At 63.5% G+C, this 17,997-nt stretch carries 12 protein-coding genes and 1 pseudogene; 6 read left to right on the forward strand and 7 right to left on the reverse strand.

Translation table 11 applies throughout. The annotated features are described in order from the left end of the window. Window positions 1–362 precede the first annotated feature (362 nt). Window positions 363–485: pseudogene (locus PLD_RS30645) on the forward strand (methionine ABC transporter substrate-binding protein); the annotation flags it as partial. 104 nt (window positions 486–589) lie between these two features. Here the strand turns inward: PLD_RS30645 and PLD_RS09955 are convergent. The 5 genes from PLD_RS09955 to soxR all read right to left on the reverse strand — a co-directional run bounded on the left by PLD_RS09955 (window position 590) and on the right by soxR (window position 11,400). Then, entirely contained in the window at window positions 590–1,924 is a 1,335-nt protein-coding gene (locus tag PLD_RS09955) for a hypothetical protein (protein ID WP_159892163.1), read from the reverse strand. Further along, window positions 1,921–8,238 (reverse strand): AAA domain-containing protein, encoded by a 6,318-nt coding sequence (locus PLD_RS09960; RefSeq protein WP_159892165.1) that lies wholly within the window; start codon window positions 8,236–8,238, stop codon window positions 1,921–1,923. Before PLD_RS09960 ends, PLD_RS09955 begins: the two co-directional genes overlap by 4 nt. Before the next feature lie 15 nt (window positions 8,239–8,253). Further along, entirely contained in the window at window positions 8,254–8,898 is a 645-nt protein-coding gene (locus PLD_RS09965) for a 4Fe-4S cluster-binding domain-containing protein (RefSeq protein ID WP_159892167.1), read from the reverse strand. Beyond that, window positions 8,895–10,733 carry an AAA family ATPase gene (locus PLD_RS09970; RefSeq protein WP_159892169.1) on the reverse strand — a complete coding sequence of 613 codons (1,839 nt, stop codon included), beginning with the start codon at window positions 10,731–10,733 and terminating at the stop codon, window positions 8,895–8,897. Before PLD_RS09970 ends, PLD_RS09965 begins: the two co-directional genes overlap by 4 nt. Window positions 10,734–10,926: 193 nt before the next feature. Then, window positions 10,927–11,400, reverse strand: a complete 474-nt coding sequence (gene soxR / locus PLD_RS09975; RefSeq protein ID WP_159892171.1) for a redox-sensitive transcriptional activator SoxR — start codon at window positions 11,398–11,400, stop codon at window positions 10,927–10,929. A 108-nt stretch (window positions 11,401–11,508) separates the two neighbouring features. Here soxR and PLD_RS09980 point away from each other — a divergent pair, with 108 nt between their 5' ends. From PLD_RS09980 to PLD_RS10000, 5 genes are all read left to right on the forward strand, one after another. Next, window positions 11,509–11,874 (forward strand): antibiotic biosynthesis monooxygenase, encoded by a 366-nt coding sequence (locus tag PLD_RS09980; protein ID WP_159892173.1) that lies wholly within the window; start codon window positions 11,509–11,511, stop codon window positions 11,872–11,874. A 51-nt stretch (window positions 11,875–11,925) separates the two neighbouring features. Next, a complete protein-coding gene (locus tag PLD_RS09985) occupies window positions 11,926–12,066 on the forward strand; it encodes a hypothetical protein (protein WP_159892175.1) in 141 nt (46 codons plus the stop codon). Between the two features lie 310 nt (window positions 12,067–12,376). After that, complete coding sequence (locus PLD_RS09990) at window positions 12,377–12,637, forward strand: hypothetical protein (protein WP_159892177.1); 261 nt, start codon at window positions 12,377–12,379, stop codon at window positions 12,635–12,637. A gap of 103 nt (window positions 12,638–12,740) precedes the next feature. After that, entirely contained in the window at window positions 12,741–13,355 is a 615-nt protein-coding gene (locus tag PLD_RS09995) for a LysE family translocator (RefSeq protein WP_159892179.1), read from the forward strand. A gap of 439 nt (window positions 13,356–13,794) precedes the next feature. Then, complete coding sequence (locus PLD_RS10000) at window positions 13,795–15,603, forward strand: aminopeptidase P family protein (protein WP_159892181.1); 1,809 nt, start codon at window positions 13,795–13,797, stop codon at window positions 15,601–15,603. 515 nt (window positions 15,604–16,118) lie between these two features. Here PLD_RS10000 and PLD_RS10005 read toward each other — a convergent pair. Together PLD_RS10005 and rhtA are read right to left on the reverse strand one after the other, a co-directional pair. Beyond that, a complete protein-coding gene (locus tag PLD_RS10005) occupies window positions 16,119–16,400 on the reverse strand; it encodes a hypothetical protein (protein WP_159892183.1) in 282 nt (93 codons plus the stop codon). A 159-nt stretch (window positions 16,401–16,559) separates the two neighbouring features. Further along, complete coding sequence (gene rhtA, locus PLD_RS10010) at window positions 16,560–17,447, reverse strand: threonine/homoserine exporter RhtA (RefSeq protein WP_159892185.1); 888 nt, start codon at window positions 17,445–17,447, stop codon at window positions 16,560–16,562. Window positions 17,448–17,997: the final 550 nt, after the last annotated feature.

Genomic DNA, 17,997 nt, shown 5'->3' on the forward strand with positions numbered 1-17,997 from the left:
TGGGTTTCTCCTTGATGTTGTTTCAGGAAAAAAGGTCCGTGGCCGGATCGAACAGGTTTCACTCTATACCCGGACATCGTCGGTTTCGGTGTGGGCCGACGAGGTGTCTTCCAGGCAACAGCGACTCACTGTTGGCTCAACAACAGCCATTCAGCAATTTGTCCGGCGGCCCGCTGGGCAAGCGCCTGGAACGGCCTGAGAGCCTTTGAAATCAGGGCCTGATCTTTCGGCACAGAAGCTGCAACCGTGGGTTGGAACCTTCGTCGGCCCGAGAGCACCGTATGCCTTCATTGCCTGAATCTGCTTTTGATCCCCTGCATCCCCCGGCCGCCCATGTGATCCGCGATGAAGCCGAAGCGTTGGTCGTAGCCCGCCCGGACAACCTCGACGGTCCGCGGACTCAGAAACTGGCCAAGGCACTGAACGCCGATGCGGTGCGCCCATTCATCCTGACCCGCTACAAAGGCCAGATCGCTCCCTGCTTCTCACCAGCCCCCGCTTGCGACGCCCCTTATAGAAGCAGGCTTGCCAGGCAGGAGGCTCGCTTGACGGCCTTCGCCGGCAAGCCGGTTTCTACGGGGAGCCGGGATCAGGTGCGGTGGTGCGTCTGCTCCCGGTATTGCGTTTGCGTGTCGTCCAGCAGCACTTCCCTGAGTGGTACGGCCCCGACGGCCAGGGCTTTCTCGATGCTCAGGTCGTCGCCCTGAGCCGCCAGCAGGGCTTGCAGTCGCTGGAACTCACCGCACCAAATGGTTTCGATGTCTTGGTCGCGCCGGGTATCGCGCTGGGCGCTGAGGGCGACGGGCCGTACTTGCAGGCGGCCGTTGTCGGCGTTGCCTCCCACTTCCACGCCATACCCTGGCGTGGCGCCCTTGCGCAGCACCACCCGACCCTCCTGGGCCCAGGCGGTGGCCATGCCCTCGCGGACTTCGTAGCCCAGGCCGGCCAGGCCTTCGAGCACCGCCTGACGACGGGCCAGGGCGGCGCGCTGTTGCCGCTCGGCTTCGATCAGCGCGCTGATGCTAGTGATCAGCTCATCCACTGGTGCCATGTTGGCCAGGCTGCACTGTGCGGCCCGGGACAGTGCAGCCTCGGCGGCAGCGGGACACAAGGTTGCTACTTCGCTGGCCAAATCCTCAAGGCGCGCCAGGCGTGCGCGGCGTTCCTGGCTGTCGCGGGTGGCCTGGGCCAGTTCCAGCACCAGGCTGTCGAGTAGCAGGTTGCGCTGTTGTTCGCGGGTTTCGGCGTCTATCTGGCGCAACGTGGCCAGGTAGGGCTCGGCACTGGCCCGATGGTCGAGGGTCAGTAACTGGGCAATGTGCTGCTCGATGCGCTCCAGCCTGGGTTCCTTTTGTTCGTGGGCGGCGCGCCATTGGGCCAGGGTCTGGGTGGCGCTCTCGCCTTGCAGGCGTCGGGCCAGTTGTTGCTGGGCCTCGCTCAGGCCCGGCTCTTGGGCCGCGGCAGCGAGGTGGGTGAAACCCTGGGCCAGGATCGACTCGATCGCCGTCACGGGCTGGCCTGCGGCAATCGCCTGCAACTGTTGCTGCAGTTCTGCTGGAAGGGCTTTGCCTTGCAGCGCGCCCAGCAGGGTGGCGGCGTTTTCCCGCTGGCGGCGGGCCAGTTGGCGCTGTTGCGCGGCCTGCTGCACCGCGCGGTTTTCCCGGTGTTGCAGATCGTCCTTGAGGAACTCGATTTCGATCGGCACCTGCTGCTGCAGCTCCTGAAGACGATCGGCTTCGATCAACTGACGCACCTGTTGCAAACGCTCGTGGGTGGCGGCGCGTTGCTCTTCGCTCAGTTGCCCCAGGCGTTGCGCCTGGGCTTCCCAGCGGGCAATCGCCTGCTCCAGGCGCCGCAGGTGGCCGGCGCAGATGTCGAGGATTTCTTCGCGGGTGACGATTCGCACCACTTTCGGGCCGCTCATGGGGTTTGCTCCGTGTCAGCCAGGGCTTGGGGTGGGGTGTGCGCGGCGCTGCCGGCCAGCGGCTGCAGGGCCTGTTCGATGGCGGCCTGCAGGCGTGCGCGTTCGTTTTGCGGGTCGTGGTACCAGGCCTGCGACGAAACCCGATGCAGGTGGGGAATGGCTCGGCGCAATACCGATGGCCGCCAGATCTCCCGGGAGCGGGCGCGGCTCAGCAACCCATGGCGCGGGGTATCGCATTCGATACCCAGGGCATAGAGCCCGGTTTCGGGATGCTCGATGGCAAAGTCCAGGCCGAAGGCATCCCCTTCATTGGCACTGACCGGGCTCCAGCCCAGGGTACGGATGAAGGCCGCCACCGCCTGGGTGAAGCCGTCACTGTGGGCGTTGTGCTGGACCCTGGCATCCTGGTGCTCGGTGACCAGGCGCCCGAGCAGGTTGTGGCCGCTGGCAAACTCTCCGGCCGACAGGGCCCGGGCGTACTCCAGGTAGCCTTGCAGGTAGTCCCGCGGGCTGGCGGGCGGGCGCTGGGTGGTGAGCATGTCGGAGACATCGGCAATCGGCATCGAGGTGATCATCACCACTTTGCGCCGGGCCCGGGTCACCGCCACGTTGAGCCGGCGTTCGCCGCCGGTTTGTCCCAGCACCCCGAAGTTGCGCCGGAAGCTGCCCTGGCTGTTACGCCCGAAAGTCGAGGAGAACACGATGATGTCGCGCTCGTCGCCCTGGACGTTCTCGACGTTCTTGACGAACACCGACATGTCCTCGCCGTCCTCGCTGCGCTCGCGTTCCTGACTGTAGGCGGCGCGAAACACCGGGTCCTGTTCGGCGCGCAGTTCCAGGCGCTGCTCGATCAGGTCGGCCTGCTTGCGGTTGAAGGTCACCACGCCCACCGAGGGGCGGTCGGCGTAGGGCGTATGCCACAGTTCGGCGAGGTAGTCGACCACCCGTTCAGCTTCGTCAGGGTTGATTTGTTGCTGGTAGACGCCGTCCACGCGGATCAGCTCCAGCGGCTTGATGGCGAGGATGTTGGCCTCGGGGTGACGCACCGGAATGCTCAGCCGGTTGCCATAGAACGAGGCGTTGGAAAAACCGATCAGCTCGCGGTAGGCCGAGCGGTAGTGGATCTGCAGGGTCGTGGTCGGCAGCGCGCTGCGGGCCAGTTGCAGCAGGTCCGGGCAGTCCTTGATTTCACGGCGGTTCCAGGTGTCTTCGAAGGCCTCGCGTTGTTCTTCGTCAGCGTCGGCGTCCGGTGGGTCACCGTCGAAGAGTTCGGCCTCGTCGCTTTCCACTCGGCTGGAGAAGAAGGCCGTGGGCGGCATCTGCTTCTCGTCGCCACTGACCACTGTGACCCGGCCCCGGTACAGGGTCGGCAGGGCGAACTCCACGGGCATCTGCGAGGCTTCGTCGTAGATCACGGTATCGAACAGCCCGGGCTTGAGCGGCAGCACCCGGCTGGCCACGTCCGGGTTCATCAGCCACACCGGTCGCAGGCTCATCAGCCCCAGCCCCGCGCCCATTTCCATGAATTCGCGCAGCCGGCGCGAGCGCCGTCCGGTGAGGCGGGTGACGTCTTCCCATTGTTTGCCGGTGCCCAGGCGCGACAGCTCGATGCCTTCACTGAGCAGTTGCCGGTTGAGGCTGCGCATCTGGGTGTCGGCCTGCCCCAGGCTGGCGATCTTGGCTGCGGTTTCGCCGTGCTCCAGCATCAGTTCGGGCTGACGTTGTTCCATCTGGCGTTTCCAGCCCAGCCGCGCTTCACGGTTGAGCATGCGTCGGACCACGGCTTCCAGTTGCTCGGCGGGAATGGCGTCGAGCGTTGTCTGCTCATCGCGCAGCATTTGCAGCAATGCCAGGTCCGCCGGTGACAGTTGGCTGGCCCGGGTGCGGAACGCCTGGTAGGCGCTCAGGCTCGGCAGGGCTTCGCGCAGGCGGTTGAGGGCCGACTGATTGCTCTGGTTGAGCGCGACGCGCTGGTGCAGTTGCTCCAGCAGCTCGGGTTGCAGCCACTGATTCAGGCGTTGCAGGGCATTCAGGCTGTCTTGGCGCACGCTGTGGCGAATAAAGGCCGCGTCATAACCGGCCAGCAGGCTGTCCAGCGATTGCCGCTGGCCAGTCAGGACCACCGCGTCCAGCTGTTCCACTCGGGGAGCCTGGGCCAGGGCCTTCGCCAGGGTGCGCATCTCTTCCAGTTGCCTGAGGTCCTGGCGCACTTGCGGCAGTAGGCCCGGGCCGCAATCGTCGGCGACTTGCGCGAGGCCAAGTTGTTGATGCAGTTGCTGCAACTGGTTGCGCAAGGGCCGCCACTGGCTTTCCAGCAGGGCTGCCGCCAGCAGTTCCGGCAGGCGCTGGGCGTCGGCCGGGGCGCCTTGTTCGGCGAGGAAGGCCAGCAACTGGCGCTGGCGGATCAGGCGCAGCGGGTTGAGGCGCGCCAGCCAGGAACGGCCCTGGATCACCGCGCTGGCGCGCTGCTGCAGGGTACGCAGTTGGGCTGCGGGCAGGGCGCTGAGGCCCGGCGCGAGATCAGCCCGATGAGCCGCCGCGGCGCATTGCTCCAGTTGTTGGCGCAGGGCCTGCAGGGTCTGGATCAACTCGTCGCCTTGGGTTGCCTGGCTGTTGCCACGGAACAACGGCAGCCAGCGCGCCAGCTGTTGGCGGCGCTCATCGTCCAGACTCAGCAGGCTTTGTTCGTGCTGTTCAAGCCAGGCGCGGTAGGGCGCCGGGTCGTCGACTTCGAAGTCGGCCGGATGCGCTTGCAGGGTGTCCAGGCGCTGCTCCTCGCAGCTCAACAGGCGCTCGAAGCCCTGGTTGAACGCTTGCAGGGTGGCGGCATCCGTGGGGAACGGCTGCAACTGGACCAGGGCGCTCTGTTCATAGCGAGCCGGCAGCCACAGGCGGATCAGCGGCGCGCAGGTTTCTTCCAGGCGCGTCAGGTCGGCGATGCCCAGGGCGGCCAGGTGCTGGCGCAAGAGCGGAACGTCCAAGGGTGCTGGCCCTTGTTCCAGGCCGATCAGTTCTCCGATCAACTGGCGGTAGCTCAAGCCACAGTGCTCATCAATGCGGTGCAGGCTCTGGTGGACGCGATCCAGTTCGCCCTCCAGGGCTTCGATGCGCGCCGCCAGGCGTTCGCGCTGGTGCAGCCAGGGCTGCTGGGCGGCATCGCTCTTGAACAGGGCTTCGAGCTGTTCGCGGACACTGCGGATCACCGGTTCACGATCGCGGTTGATGTCGTTGAGCATCACCACCCGATTGCCCAGGCCCTCGGCCACTAGACGCTTGTGCACCACTTCCAGGGCGGCGTGCTTCTGGCAGACGATCAGCAGGCTGCGTTGGCGCCCAATGGCATCGGCCACCATGTTGACGATGGTCTGGCTCTTGCCGGTGCCGGGCGGGCCTTCCACCAGCAGCCCGGGCGCCTGTCGTGCCTGGAGCACCGCGGCTTCCTGGGACGGGTCGCTGGCCACGGTAAAGAAACGCTGCAATTCAGGCGGGGGCGGGGCGGCCTCGCTGTCACGGCTGTCTGGTTGCGCCGGGTTCAGGCGTAGGGCGGTTTCCAGTCCGGTCCCGCCGGGTGGCAGGGCCTTGAGCTGGCGCAGGTCCTCGCCGATGGCCTGGCCTATGAAGGCAACATGGAACAGCACAGCGGCGCAGGCCAGTTGATCCTGGTAGGGCGCCACTTCGGTGCTGGCCGGAGGCAGGTTGCCGAGTACCCGGGAACCGGGAGTGGCCAGCATGCCGAAGGCGTCCATGACATCGCCGGCCTTGAGTGCCGAGCGCCCCAGCAATTCATCGGCGGCCTTGCGCCAGCGCTTGGCGGCGTCGATGCCCAGCAGGGTGTCGAGCCCCGGGTTGGGGCGCACTTCTTCACGCTCGCTGTCGAAGACCAGGGCGACCTTGCCGCGGCTGCCGACTTCCAGTAACAGCTTGACCGGCCATAGCAGCAACGGCGCGATACGGGTGCGGCTAGTGCCACGCGGGTCTTTGGTCAGCAGGAAGGGAAAGCCCAGGTACAGGCCGTCGATCCCGGTGTCGCGCTGGTACAGCGAACTCTGGCGGTACAGGCTGTTGAGTCGCATTTCCAGCAGGGGATTCTCGGCGAAACACGCCGGGTCGAGGTGGATGGGCTGGGCGTTGCGCGCCACCAAGTGATCCAGCAGCGCCGGGGCCGGGCTGCGCTCACTGTGCAACTCGTTGAGGTCGACCCGGGCGGTGGTCTTGCCGATGCTCATGCGCACCAGTGGTCCGCGCAGCACCACGCTGGCGACCTTCTTCTCGAAGAAGTCGAGGATCTGCGAAACGTAGTGCTGCTTTTGCGGCTCCAGCCATTGCTCGGCGCCGATCGCCAGCAGCACCAGGGCCTTGGCCAGGGGCATGCGTCGCTCCAGGCGAAATTGCTCAGCCCACTCATCGACGCTCGGCACGCCACAGCGGGCGAAGCCGCTGATGCGTTCGTCGATTTCCCGGTATAGGGCCGGGCGCGGCAGCCCCAATAGCGTGCGCGCACTATCGGTGTCGAAGCTCAGGACCACCGCCTCGCGGGCCAGGGTGGCGGCTTCTTCGAGGATCGCGTCCACCGAGCGAAACTGGCCGATGGCGGCACTGAGCAGCACGATCAGGTCTTCTTCGCTGATGGTGCGCCGGTCGGCCAGGGACAAGATGCCGTTGTGCTCGCTGTCCGGCAGCAGGCGCTGGCGCTCTTCCCATTGCGCGGTCAGACGAGCGCGGGAGCTGGAGAGCAGGTAGATGCGCAACTGCTCCTCGTCCAGTTCGATGGCCTGGTGCTGGGCGCGCTGGCGCACCTGTTCGGCGCGCAGCTTGAGGCGCGACAGCCAGTGCTCGGTCTCCAGGCGTTCCAGCAGGTCCGGGGCCGGACCGCTGATCAACCGATAACCGTCCAAGGGATGTTCCAGCAACCAGCCGGGGGTGACGATTTCGCCGCGCAGGATCAGCGGCATTTCCGGGTTCAGCAGTTTCAGCGCCAACATCAGTCGGCAGTCGTCTTCCAGCGCCTGGTGCTGGGCCACCTGACGCAGGCCGGCCAGTTGGCGGGCCGACAAGCCAGCCTGTTCGGCCCAGGTGACGATTACTCCGCGCAATAGATGATCCAGGGCCTGGGGCCAGTGCTCGACCTCGGCGGCCGCTAGGGCGAACGGTCCTGGCCGGCGGAAACGCCGGCTGCCCAGGGCAATACTGGCGCCTTCGTCGGCGTCTTCGTCACGGGCCACCGCGTCCGGCACGCTGGGGCTTTCGCCCTGCAGCCAGGCCTGCACCTGGGGCCATTGCCAGCGTTGGTGGCGGTCCCGGGCCAGCAGGCCGCGCAACAGCAGCGCAAGGCGCGGGTCGAGGTCGTCCGGCAGTAGCACGCCGTTGGCCAGAATGTGAATCAGGTAGGCGTTGGCATTGATCCCGGCGAAGCATTCACCCTGGGTCAACTGTTCCAGCAGGATCATCCCCAGGCTCCACCAGTCGGAGGCCGCCGCGACGCCGCCGGCGATGGCTTCAGGGGCCATGTAGCGGCTGGTTTCCAGGGGCGAGACGATGTCCAGGTCGAACTCGGACAGCCTTGCCGAACCAAAGCCGCTGATCACCAGGTCCAGGGGCTCGCGGCTGCGCACCAGCAAGGTCGCCGGGCGCAGGTCGCGGTGGCGCAGGCCGGCTTCGCTGAAGGCATGCAGGGCTTGGCCCAGCTCACTGACGATGTGCTGTACCACGGCGCTGTCGCTGACCACGATCCCCAGGTCGGCCAGGGTGCCGCCGGTGAGCTCCTCGGCTACTTCGAAGGCGCGCTCGTCCCAGCGGCCAGTGTGGATGATCTCCGGCACGTGTTCCCGGGGCAGGCGCTTGATGGCTTCGTACACCGACGGATCAGGTTCGGCGCCTGCCTGGTAGAGGGTCAGTACCGCTTGGTGTGCGGTTTCACGATGCTCGGCGATAAAGCGCTCGCGCACGCCACCGCTGCTGATTTGCCGTAACAGACGCCAGCCGTCGATCACGGTTTCGCTGTCGGCGGCGGCTGGGGGCGCGGCGGATGGCTGTTGCTCTGGGGCCAGCGGGTCGGCGCCGCAGACCAGGCACATCAAGTCGCCGTCCGCCATGGCATGACCGTTGCCGCAGCGCAGGGGGGAGCCACTGTCCGCCACGACCTGGGGCGGCGGCTCAAGCGCTGCAAGGGTGACTACCGGCTGCGGGCGCCAGCCCTCGGGGTGAATCGCTTCGGCGGACAGTTCCCAGCCGCAGACCCGGTGGTCCACCTGGCCTTCGCAGAAGATTTCGGCCAGGGAGCGTTCAGTCTGGCAATTGGGGCAAAAACGTATCATTGGTGACGGTTCCGGTTATCCGCGGCGAGAGGTGTGGGCGCTGATCTGGAGTTGGTGGCCCTGGTCGTGCAGCAGATCGCGCAGACGCAGCACGTCGTCACGCCTAGGGATTCCAGCCATCCAGACACTGCCGTCGTCGTCGAACATCACATCCAGCGCGCGGTCATCAGGTTGCAGCGGGCGCTGGTAGGCGGACAGACGCTGGCGGCCCAGCTCGGTCAAGAGGATCAGGCGCTGGTTGTCGCTGCCGCGTAGGACCAGCGTTTGCGCCTGCTGTTGCGCGAAGGGGTCACAGATCAGTGCGTCCAGCAGGCCTTCGGCTTTTTTAAGCAGCGGTTGCAAGTGTTCCAGGGAATGGCCGCTGTAGACCAGGATGTCCACCGGGGTACGTTCGCGCAGGGCGCGCAACAGGGCCAGCAGCGCCTCGGGCTGGTCGAAGGGCTCGCCACCGGACAGGGTGATGCCTTCGGCCCGGGCCAGCCAGGGTTGCAGGTCGTGCAGCACCTGGCTCAAGGGCAATGGCTGTTTGCCCGGGCCCCAGGTGTCCGCCGAAATGCAGCCCTCGCAACGGATGCTGCACCCCTGGAACCACAGGCCCAGGCGCTGCCCCGGGCCCAGGGTGGTGACCGGGAAATGCACCCGCGACAAGCTGATGTTCACGAGGCGCGGGCTAGCAACTGCAGGCCGCCGGCTTGCAACTGGCGCACGTCGAAGTGCTGGCCGGGCTGCGCGTCCTGGTCGAACAGGGCCCGGGCCAGGGGGTTGAGCAAGTGTGCTTCCAGTTGATTGCGAATGCCCCGGCCGCCGTTGGACAGGTCTTGCAGGCACAGCTGGCGCAGGTTGCCCAGCGAGGCGTCATCGAGCTGCACATGCAGGGCCTGGGCCGCCAGGTCGGCGAGGATGTTGCCGACCATCTGCTGGAAGATCTGCTCGGCGATGTCCGGGCGGATGAAGTCGAAGACGATGATGTTCTCGCCGATCCGGTTGAGGATTTCCGGACGGTTGAGCACCAATTTGAAGTGGTGTTCGATCTCCCCCTGGACCTTGTCCTGCACGGTCTCGAAGGCTTCGCCGGGCTGCACGTTGGCGACGCGCTCGCCATTGTCGCCCTGGCGGTAGATGCCCAGGTTTGAGGTGAAGACGATCAGCGCTTCGGAAAAGTACACCCGATCGCCGCGACCCGAGGTGAGCACACCGTCGTCGAGGATCTGCAGGAACTTGTCGAGGATTCGTGGGTGAGCCTTTTCGATCTCGTCGAACAGCACCACGCTGAAAGGTTTTTCGCGGATCGCGTTGGTCAGTTCGCCGCCCACGTCGTAGCCGACATAACCGGGCGGCGCACCCACCAGGCGCTGGTCGGCGTGTTCGGCGCTGAATTCCGACATGTCGAAGCGGATGTAAGCGCTTTCATCACCAAACAGCAGGCTGGTGATGGTCTTGGCCAGTTCGGTCTTGCCGACCCCGGTGGGCCCGGCCAGAAAGGCCACGCCCCGAGGACGGTTGCCCTTGCGGCTGGCGCCGACCCCGGTCATGGCGCGCTTGACGATGTCCAGCATGTGGGTCACGGCGTGGCCCTGGCCCTTGACCCGCTGGCGGATGAAATCATCGGCCTGGCGGATGCGTTGGCGGTCGATCTTCAACCAGGGGTCTTCGGTGACCCCGACTTTATAGCGGCGCACGGCGTCGCCGATGCGTTCCATGGCCAGGCCTTCGACCCGGGCCAATTGGACGATGGCGTTGAGGTCGAGCAGCAGCAGGCCTTCGGTGTTTTCGACGAATGCCCGCACTGCTTTGTCGCGGCTTTCGTCGCTGGCTTCCTGGGCCCCGGGCAGGCCGCGCAACAGCGCCGGTGCCAGCGCCTGGCGGGCTTGTTGGTCGGGTTTCGAGACGGGAATCGGGCGCAGGCGCGGGTTGTCGATCAGCAGCCAGTCGGGCAGGTCGCCTTCCTTTTCCACTACCCAGAGGATGCTGTTGAAGAACGGCGTGCGCTGTTCCCCCGCAGGCCGGCTGCGGGCCTGATGGGACAGCACCAGAGCCTGGGTAAACAGCTGGTGCTCGGCGGCGCTCAGTGCGTCGTTGCGGATCACCAGGCGTGAGGCGAAATCGACAATCAGGGCCAGCGGCGCGCCTTGGCGCTCTACCAGGCGCGGCAGGGTGGCTGCCAGCAGGTCGAGGCCTGCGGGCGCCGCACCGTCCACCGGAGTCAGGCCCAGCTCGCGCAGCAGGTTGTCGGCCTGGGCCGGTTCGCTGCCCGGAGGCAGCAGCACGCGCAGGCCACCAAGAGGGTCCCAGCTCAGCACCTGAGCATAACCCGCCGCCAGCAGCTCGTCGCGCAGATTGAGATTGAAGGCTTGGGGGGTAATGACCCCGGGGGCAACTTCACTGGCTTGCAGGTCGCGGACATTGCCGGACAGCACGAACTGGCTTTTCAGGGGCAGAAAACGCAGCAAATCGCGCAGCCAGCGCGGCTTTTCGAAGGAGGCAGTCCTTGGCATTGAAGCGGAGCTCGTCGTAGGAAACAGGACGCGACATTAGCATAGGGACGTTTTTACTTACGATGCTGCACAGGCTTTCTTACCTGTCAGCGCTGAGCGGGAATCCGGCTTGTGAGGAAAGAGACCCGTGAGATCGCCTTCGCCGGCAAGACGGTATTTACGGATATGAACGCGATGTTGCTGCAGGCGCTGGCTACGGGGTGTCGGTGGCGGCGTCGGGCTCCAGCAGGCGGGCGCCCGGGCCGGCGTCTCCCAGGACATCTCCATAGTTGCGCAGCGGGCACCCTTCCAAGGACAGGCAGCCACAGCCAATGCACTGGTTCAGCCGCTCGCGCAGCAGGGTCAGTTGGCGGATGCGTTCGTCCAGTTCACCGCTCCACTGTTGTGACAGGCGCTGCCAGTCCGCGGCACTGGGCGCGCGGTCGGCGGGCAGGGTGGACAGGGCCTGAGCAATTTCCGCCAGGGGAATGCCCAGGCGCTGGGCCACTTTGATCAAGGACACGCGGCGCAGCACCGAACGTGGGTAGCGCCGCTGGTTGCCCGAGTTGCGCCGGCTGGTGATCAGCCCCTTGGTTTCGTAGAAATGCAATGCGGTCACGGCGACGCCGCTGCGGGCCGACAGTTGGCCAACCGTCAGTTCTTTGTGGAGAGCATCGGCTTTGATCATTAAAGGGCACCAGGGTGAAAAACAGGCTTGACCTTGAGTTAACTAGAGGTTTTACCCTGCGGCGCATTCAATCGCAAGATTCTGTCCGACCGCCATAGGGAGCCGTTCATGGCCGCATTAGAGAGAAACCGCAGCTTCACCCAGTTGATCGAGTTCGAGATCGAACCGCACCAGCAGCAGGCTCTGGTGTCGGCCCTGTCCGCACAAACCGAGCGCCTGGCCCTGGGCTATGGCGGTTTTCTCAGTGCCAGCGTGCAGGTCAGCGACGACGGTCGGCGGGTGCTCAATTACCTGCAATGGCAATCCCGGGAAGCCGGCGAGGCAGCCTTCGAGCGTTTCGAGAGCGGCGAGCAGGATTTCTGGCAGTTGATCCTGACCCATCAGGCCAAGGCCGTGACCTTCGGTTCATTCCAGGTGCTGAGCAGCATTGCCCGCAGCCGGGACAATGCCTTGCAGTGCAATCTATTGGGTTAGCTCACGCGTTGCAGGCTGGGCTCGTTGGGTGGAGGCGCCGAGCCTCGGGAGTTGACCGTCAGTTCGTCGGTCCTGATCAAGCCGCTGCCGCTGCCGCTGCCGCTGCCGCTGCCGCTGCTGTTGCTGTTGCTGTTGCGGCTCAGGCTCAGCAGCTTGGCGCTGCGTACCTGGTTGTCGTGGCTGAAACGGTAAGCGGTGCATAGCCAGGCGTCTTCGACGTGCGCTACTGGCTCCAGCCTGCTCGGCGAAGAGTTTCAGCGAGGTTCGCGCCAGCCAGGCGTCGTTCGGCGTCACCTGTTGCGGGTGCGCTGGCAAGGGGCAGGTTCGAGGCCTTGAACTCCGGGGCCGTGGCGCGGACCGATTGGCCGGTTATGAAATAGGCAGGAGTGGTCGTGGGCCTATGCGGCAGTCGATAGCGACTATTGAGCGAGTTGATTTTCGCCACTGTCGGCGCGCGAGTAGCCTGTGGCCATTGTTCGCAACCCGCTCCCAGGTGCTCGTCATGAAGGCTTTGCCGGCTGTTCTGCTGCTGTTGGTTTCCAGTGTGTTGGCCGGCTGCGCCAGCCCGGGCGCTCCGGAGTTGCGTCCCTACACGGCGCAGGAGACCCGCGAGCTGGCGCTGGAGGCGTTGAATCGCCGTGGTCTGTCCTTTGATGAGTACCAGCAGAAGAAGGCCGAGCTGCTTGGGCGTCCTTCGGTCTTTGATGCCCAGGGGGAAATCAGCGCACAGCGCAATATCAGTCGCCGCCATCCGGCCAGTTAATCGAAACTGTACGGGTTAAATTTTCCGTCAACTGTCCGTGAGTTTCAGGCAGATGCTGAGTTAGGGTCGAGGCTTGATTGACCTTGCCCTGGACCTTGCATCCATGACCGTTTCCCTTGATCTGCTATTGGCATTCGCCCTGTTTGCGCTGGTCACATCCATTACCCCGGGGCCGAATAACACCATGTTGCTGGCTTCTGGGGTGAACTTCGGTTTCAACCGTTCTATCCCGCATATCCTCGGCATCAGTTGCGGCTTTTTCGTTCTGGTGCTAGCGGTCGGCCTGGGCCTGGGGGCGGTGTTCGAGGCCTATCCGCTGCTGTACAGCGTGCTGCGCTATGCCGGCGCGGCTTACCTGTTGTACCTGGCGTGGAAGATCGCGCGTTCCGGTCCCATCTCCGATGAGCCGCGAGGCCAAGGGCAGCCTTTGGGTTATTGGGGCGCGGCGGCGTTTCAGTGGGTCAATCCCAAGGCCTGGGTGATGGCGGTGGGGGCCATCAGCACTTACACCCCGCTGCAGGGCTACTTCATCAATGTTCTGGTGATCGCGGCGGTCTTTGCCCTGATCAACGCGCCCACGGTCAGTCTCTGGGCGGCCTGTGGCAGCCTGCTGCGCAATGTGTTGCGTAACCCACGCTGGCTGCGCCTGTTCAATTTCGGCATGGCCGGGTTGCTGGTGCTTTCCCTGGCGCCCTTGCTGCTGGAAAACATCAGTTGAGCGGCGCTTCAACGCCTCGCCCCGAGCCTGTTAAGCTGCGTTCCAGGCGCGTTCCTTCGCACGTTTAAACGGAGTTTTTCTTCTTTAACGGCATCCGATCGCGTATTGCTCAATGCCTGCTGTTGGCATGTCGCCTATGAATGGCGCGTTTCTGCGTGGTGTTCTCTGAGCCAATGCCGATCCTGGAATACGCTCTACGGGTCTTTCAGCCATGAACAAACGTCCTCTTTTTATTTCGACCACGCCCCTATGCCTGTGGACGCCTGGGCCAGCCACATTCGCCTTGATCGTTTCACTTCCCAGGCAGATGTGGATTGCGCTGCGCAGTTGATCAAGGCATCAACCGCCGCAGAGGTGGCGTTTTGGGCCGCAGTCCAGACTTGAGGGTTGAGTGATCTCGACCTTCCATAACAATTATTTAGCCGGTTAAGGAGACACAATGAGTACCCAGCCTTTGACCCAGGGAATGGTTCCCAAGCGCCTGGCGCATGTTCGACAGTTGATGCGCCGTGAGGGCATTCATGCCTTGCTGGTGCCTTCGGCCGACCCGCACTTGTCGGAATACCTGCCGGGCTATTGGCAGGGGCGCCAGTGGCTCTCGGGTTTTCATGGTTCGGTGGGCACGTTGATCGTGACCGCGGATTTCGCCGGGGTTTGGGCCGACAGCCGTTATTGGGAGCAGGCCACCAAGGAGCTCAATGGCAGCGGCATTGAGTTGGTGAAGTTGCAGCCGGGTCAGCCCGGCCCGCTGGACTGGCTGGCCGAGCACGCGCCCAAAGGCAGCGTGGTGGCGGTGGACGGTGCGGTCATGGCCGTGGCCTCGGCCCGTAACCTGGGCAGCAAGTTGCAGGAACGCGGGGCCAGCCTGCGCACCGATATCGACCTGCTCCAGGAAGTATGGAGCGATCGCCCCGCATTGCCGCAGCAACCGGTCTACCAGCACTTACCGCCACAAGCCACGCAAAGCCGGGTGGAGAAACTGGCCACGCTGCGGGAAGCCCTCAAGGAACGTGGTGCTGACTGGCACTTCATCGCCACCCTCGACGACATCGCTTGGCTGTTCAACCTGCGTGGCGCGGATGTTTCGTTCAATCCGGTGTTTGTGTCCTTCGCGTTGATCAGCCAGCAGCAGGCCACGTTGTTCGTGGCCCTGAACAAGATTGATGAGCAACTGCGCGGGGTACTTGAAGCCGATGGCGTACGCCTACGCGATTATTCGGAAGTGGCGGCAGCGCTGCGTGGTGTGCCAGAAGGCGCGAACCTGCAGATCGATCCGGCGCGGGTCACGGCCGGCTTGCTGGAAAACCTGAACCCTGGCGTGACGCTGGTGGAAGGGCTCAATCCCACTACCTTGGCCAAGTCGCGCAAGAGCCTGGCGGATGCCAAGCACATTCGTCAGGCCATGGAGCAGGATGGCGCGGCGTTATGCGAGTTTTTTGCCTGGCTGGAAACGGCCCTGGGTTGTGAGCGGATCACCGAGTTAAGCATCGATGAACACCTGACCGCGGCCCGTGAGCGGCGGCCGGGTTACGTGTCCCTGAGCTTCAACACCATTGCAGCGTTCAACGCCAATGGCGCCATGCCCCATTACCACGCCACGCCTGAGGAACATGCGGTGATCGAGGGCGACGGCCTGTTGCTGATCGACTCCGGCGGCCAATACTTGGGCGGCACCACGGACATCACGCGGATGGTACCGATCGGTACCCCAAGTGCCGAGCAGAAGCGCGATTGCACCCGGGTGCTCAAGGGCGTTATTGCGCTGTCTCGGGCGCGGTTTCCCCGAGGCATTCTCTCGCCGTTGCTGGATGCCATTGCTCGCGCGCCGATTTGGGCTGACGGCGTGGACTACGGACACGGGACAGGGCATGGCGTTGGCTATTTCCTCAATGTGCATGAGGGGCCGCAGGTTATTGCCTATCAGGCCGCACCAGCAGCGCATACCGCGATGCAACCGGGGATGATCACTTCCATAGAGCCTGGGACCTATCGTCCTGGCCGTTGGGGGGTACGGATCGAGAACCTGGTGTTGAATTGCGAGGCGGGCAGCACTGAGTTTGGCGAGTTCCTGCGATTCGAAACCCTGACACTGTGTCCGATCGACAGCCGTTGTCTGGAACTTTCCTGGCTTACCCAGGATGAGCGCGAGTGGTTCAATGCCTACCATGCCGAAGTGCGCCAGCGTCTGAGCCCTCTGCTCGACGGCGCGGCGCTGGAGTGGTTGCAGGCGCGCACGGCGGCGATCTGAGGGGCGATCTCAGCCGTGCAATGCGGGTGAGATGGCTGAAGGTGCCGGCGGCGGCTTAGTGGCTGCCGCTGGCCTCGGTTGTGGTTTGCGCAAGGCGTTCTGCCTGAAGTTGAGACGGTCCCGATCGAAAGGATGCCTCATCTACAAACAGGCCGGGGGCACCAAATACTCCTCATGCAATGCCTGCTTGGTTGTGAGGGTAGTCCAGTCCCCTTGGCCTCTTCGTCGTGGTTCAGTCGAGAATTTGCTGCCCGACGCGAGGTGCGCACGCACGAAGCCTTGGCGCGGGTAGCTCTCGAGGGAGCATTGACGGGCGACAGCCGGTCGAGGGCTTGATCTGGCCGTTGCATCAGGCAAGCGCCCGGACGCTGGGAAGCCTAGCCAGGTCGATTCTGTCGGAGGATGCGGGAGCGTTGGTGGTGCGGACGCGGGTGATTCAGCGTCAGGTCTTGAGGTCCAGGCATGAACAAACCCGTGGACGACTGAATGAGCCGCCCATGGATGGCTTGATACCGCTATTTACAGATGACGATCATGCTACGGCTGGTGTAGCCGGCAGGATTGAGTCCGAAGAGGTAGTCGCCGGGGTCTTCCACGGTATCACCTGACTTGGCGATGACCTTGTAACCCTTGGAACCACAGGATTCGCTCGCCTTGGTGTAGCACCTGTTCCAGGAAGAGGAAAGGCCAGAGCAGTTGATGTGGAGTCCTTTCTTACCCCGTTTGAATTCTGTCTTGGCGGTGGCCGCGCAGCCTGCAAGGGCAAGTATGGCCAACAGTATCAAAAATCGTTTCATCCCCGTCCTTATCGCTAGCCTTGGATCTAAATGCCCAAGTGTGACTGCAATACCTGTCGTCTTTTGCGTGTGCGATATCCCTGTCTGACAACTTCCTGGGTGACGTTGAGCAGATGGCTAAACATGGCCTAATTGAGCGCCAATTACCAGAGTTGAGCGTTAATCAGCTGCAACTAATGGTTTGGAGTTGCGGCGCATGGTCATGGTCGCCCCCACAGAGGCCAGGATGATGCAGGCAATCGCCATCCATTGCGCCAGGGATAGGTACTCATGCAGGAACAGCAGGCCAGAGAGTGCGCCGAAAGCCGGTTCGATACTCATCAGAGTGCCGAAGGTGCGAGCCGGCATCCGCGTTAGCGCAACCATCTCCAGACTGTAGGGCAGAGCGGTAGACAAGATGGCCACGCCCAGTGCGACTGGAATCAGGGCGGGGGTCAGCAACGCGGAGCCGGCGTGGACGATGCCTATGGGAGCGACAAACAACGCTGCGATCATCACGCCCAGCGCTGCCGTCTGAATACCATTCTCGGCCCCGGCTTTCTGTCCAAACAGAATGTACAGCGCCCAACAGACTCCTGCGCCCAATGCATAGCCTGCACCTACCAGGTCGATGGCGGTCTCGGTGGCTCCGGTGGGAATCAGCAGCAGAAGCCCGACGATGGCCAGCGCGATCCAAAGGAAGTCGATTGCCTTGCGTGATGCATAGATGGCCACTGCGAGGGGGCCGGTGAATTCTAGGGCGACGGCGATTCCCAGTGGCACGCTTCGCAAGGACATATAGAAGAGGAAATTCATGCCACCCAGCGCCATCCCATAAACGATCACCGTGCGCAGGGTCTTGGCCGTGAGCTTGGCGCGCCAGGGCCTTAATAGAAGCAGCATGATGATGCTGGCGAAAATCAGCCGCAGGGTGGTTGTTCCCTGAGCACCAACGACGGGGAACATGCTTTTGGCCAGGGAGGCGCCTGATTGAATCGAGGCCATGGCAATCAGCAGCAGGCCTACCGGAAACAGGGTCGAGGCAAGACTGCGCGGTTGGTCGTTCATGCGGAGGGGTTTCCAGTGTTGGTAATAAAGAGGGCGGTGCGTGGAGCATGATGCTCAACTAATGAAAAATGAGCAATATAGTGCGCAGGGTCTTTTTTGTGCCCTATATAAAGGCGGCCTGCCAAAGTTTTTGCGTTGAATCATAGAAAATGCAAATTAAGTGTTGACGGCAGATTCTACAGGTCTATAATTCGCCCCACTTCCGGCGCAGTCGAAACGGAAAACTCCTTGAGATTCAACGAGTTGCGCAGTTTTCGACAGCGGTTACGCTTCAGATCATCGAAGCCAGAAGCAGTTAGTAAGGCAGTGTGTTTTCGCCTTGTTAACGATTCGATCCTCTCGGTCGAAAGCGGTTAAAAAGAGGTGTTGACAGCAGCGTGTAACGCTGTAGAATTCGCCTCCCGCTGACGAGAGATCGGAAGCGCAAGTGGTTGAAGTTAAAAAGGAAACTTTGAAAACTTCTTAAAAAAATCACTTGACAGCAAATGAGGCTGCTGTAGAATGCGCGCCTCGGTTGAGACGAAAGATCTTAACCAACCGCTCTTTAACA

The organism is Pseudomonas sp. LD120 (genome assembly GCF_009861525.1).
In the GTDB taxonomy this organism is placed as follows: domain Bacteria; phylum Pseudomonadota; class Gammaproteobacteria; order Pseudomonadales; family Pseudomonadaceae; genus Aquipseudomonas.

What these genes read in the sequence shown, in the direction of transcription:
- PLD_RS09980 (WP_159892173.1), top strand. Translation starts at nt 11,509, where the DNA reads ATGGCCGCATTAGAGAGAAACCGCAGCTTCACCCAGTTGATCGAGTTC.
- PLD_RS09970 (WP_159892169.1), bottom strand. Translation starts at nt 10,733, where the DNA reads ATGCCAAGGACTGCCTCCTTCGAAAAGCCGCGCTGGCTGCGCGATTTG.
- PLD_RS10005 (WP_159892183.1), bottom strand. Translation starts at nt 16,400, where the DNA reads ATGAAACGATTTTTGATACTGTTGGCCATACTTGCCCTTGCAGGCTGC.
- soxR (WP_159892171.1), bottom strand. Translation starts at nt 11,400, where the DNA reads ATGATCAAAGCCGATGCTCTCCACAAAGAACTGACGGTTGGCCAACTG.
- PLD_RS09995 (WP_159892179.1), top strand. Translation starts at nt 12,741, where the DNA reads ATGACCGTTTCCCTTGATCTGCTATTGGCATTCGCCCTGTTTGCGCTG.
- PLD_RS09960 (WP_159892165.1), bottom strand. Translation starts at nt 8,238, where the DNA reads ATGATACGTTTTTGCCCCAATTGCCAGACTGAACGCTCCCTGGCCGAA.
- rhtA (WP_159892185.1), bottom strand. Translation starts at nt 17,447, where the DNA reads ATGAACGACCAACCGCGCAGTCTTGCCTCGACCCTGTTTCCGGTAGGC.
- PLD_RS10000 (WP_159892181.1), top strand. Translation starts at nt 13,795, where the DNA reads ATGAGTACCCAGCCTTTGACCCAGGGAATGGTTCCCAAGCGCCTGGCG.
- PLD_RS09990 (WP_159892177.1), top strand. Translation starts at nt 12,377, where the DNA reads ATGAAGGCTTTGCCGGCTGTTCTGCTGCTGTTGGTTTCCAGTGTGTTG.
- PLD_RS09955 (WP_159892163.1), bottom strand. Translation starts at nt 1,924, where the DNA reads ATGAGCGGCCCGAAAGTGGTGCGAATCGTCACCCGCGAAGAAATCCTC.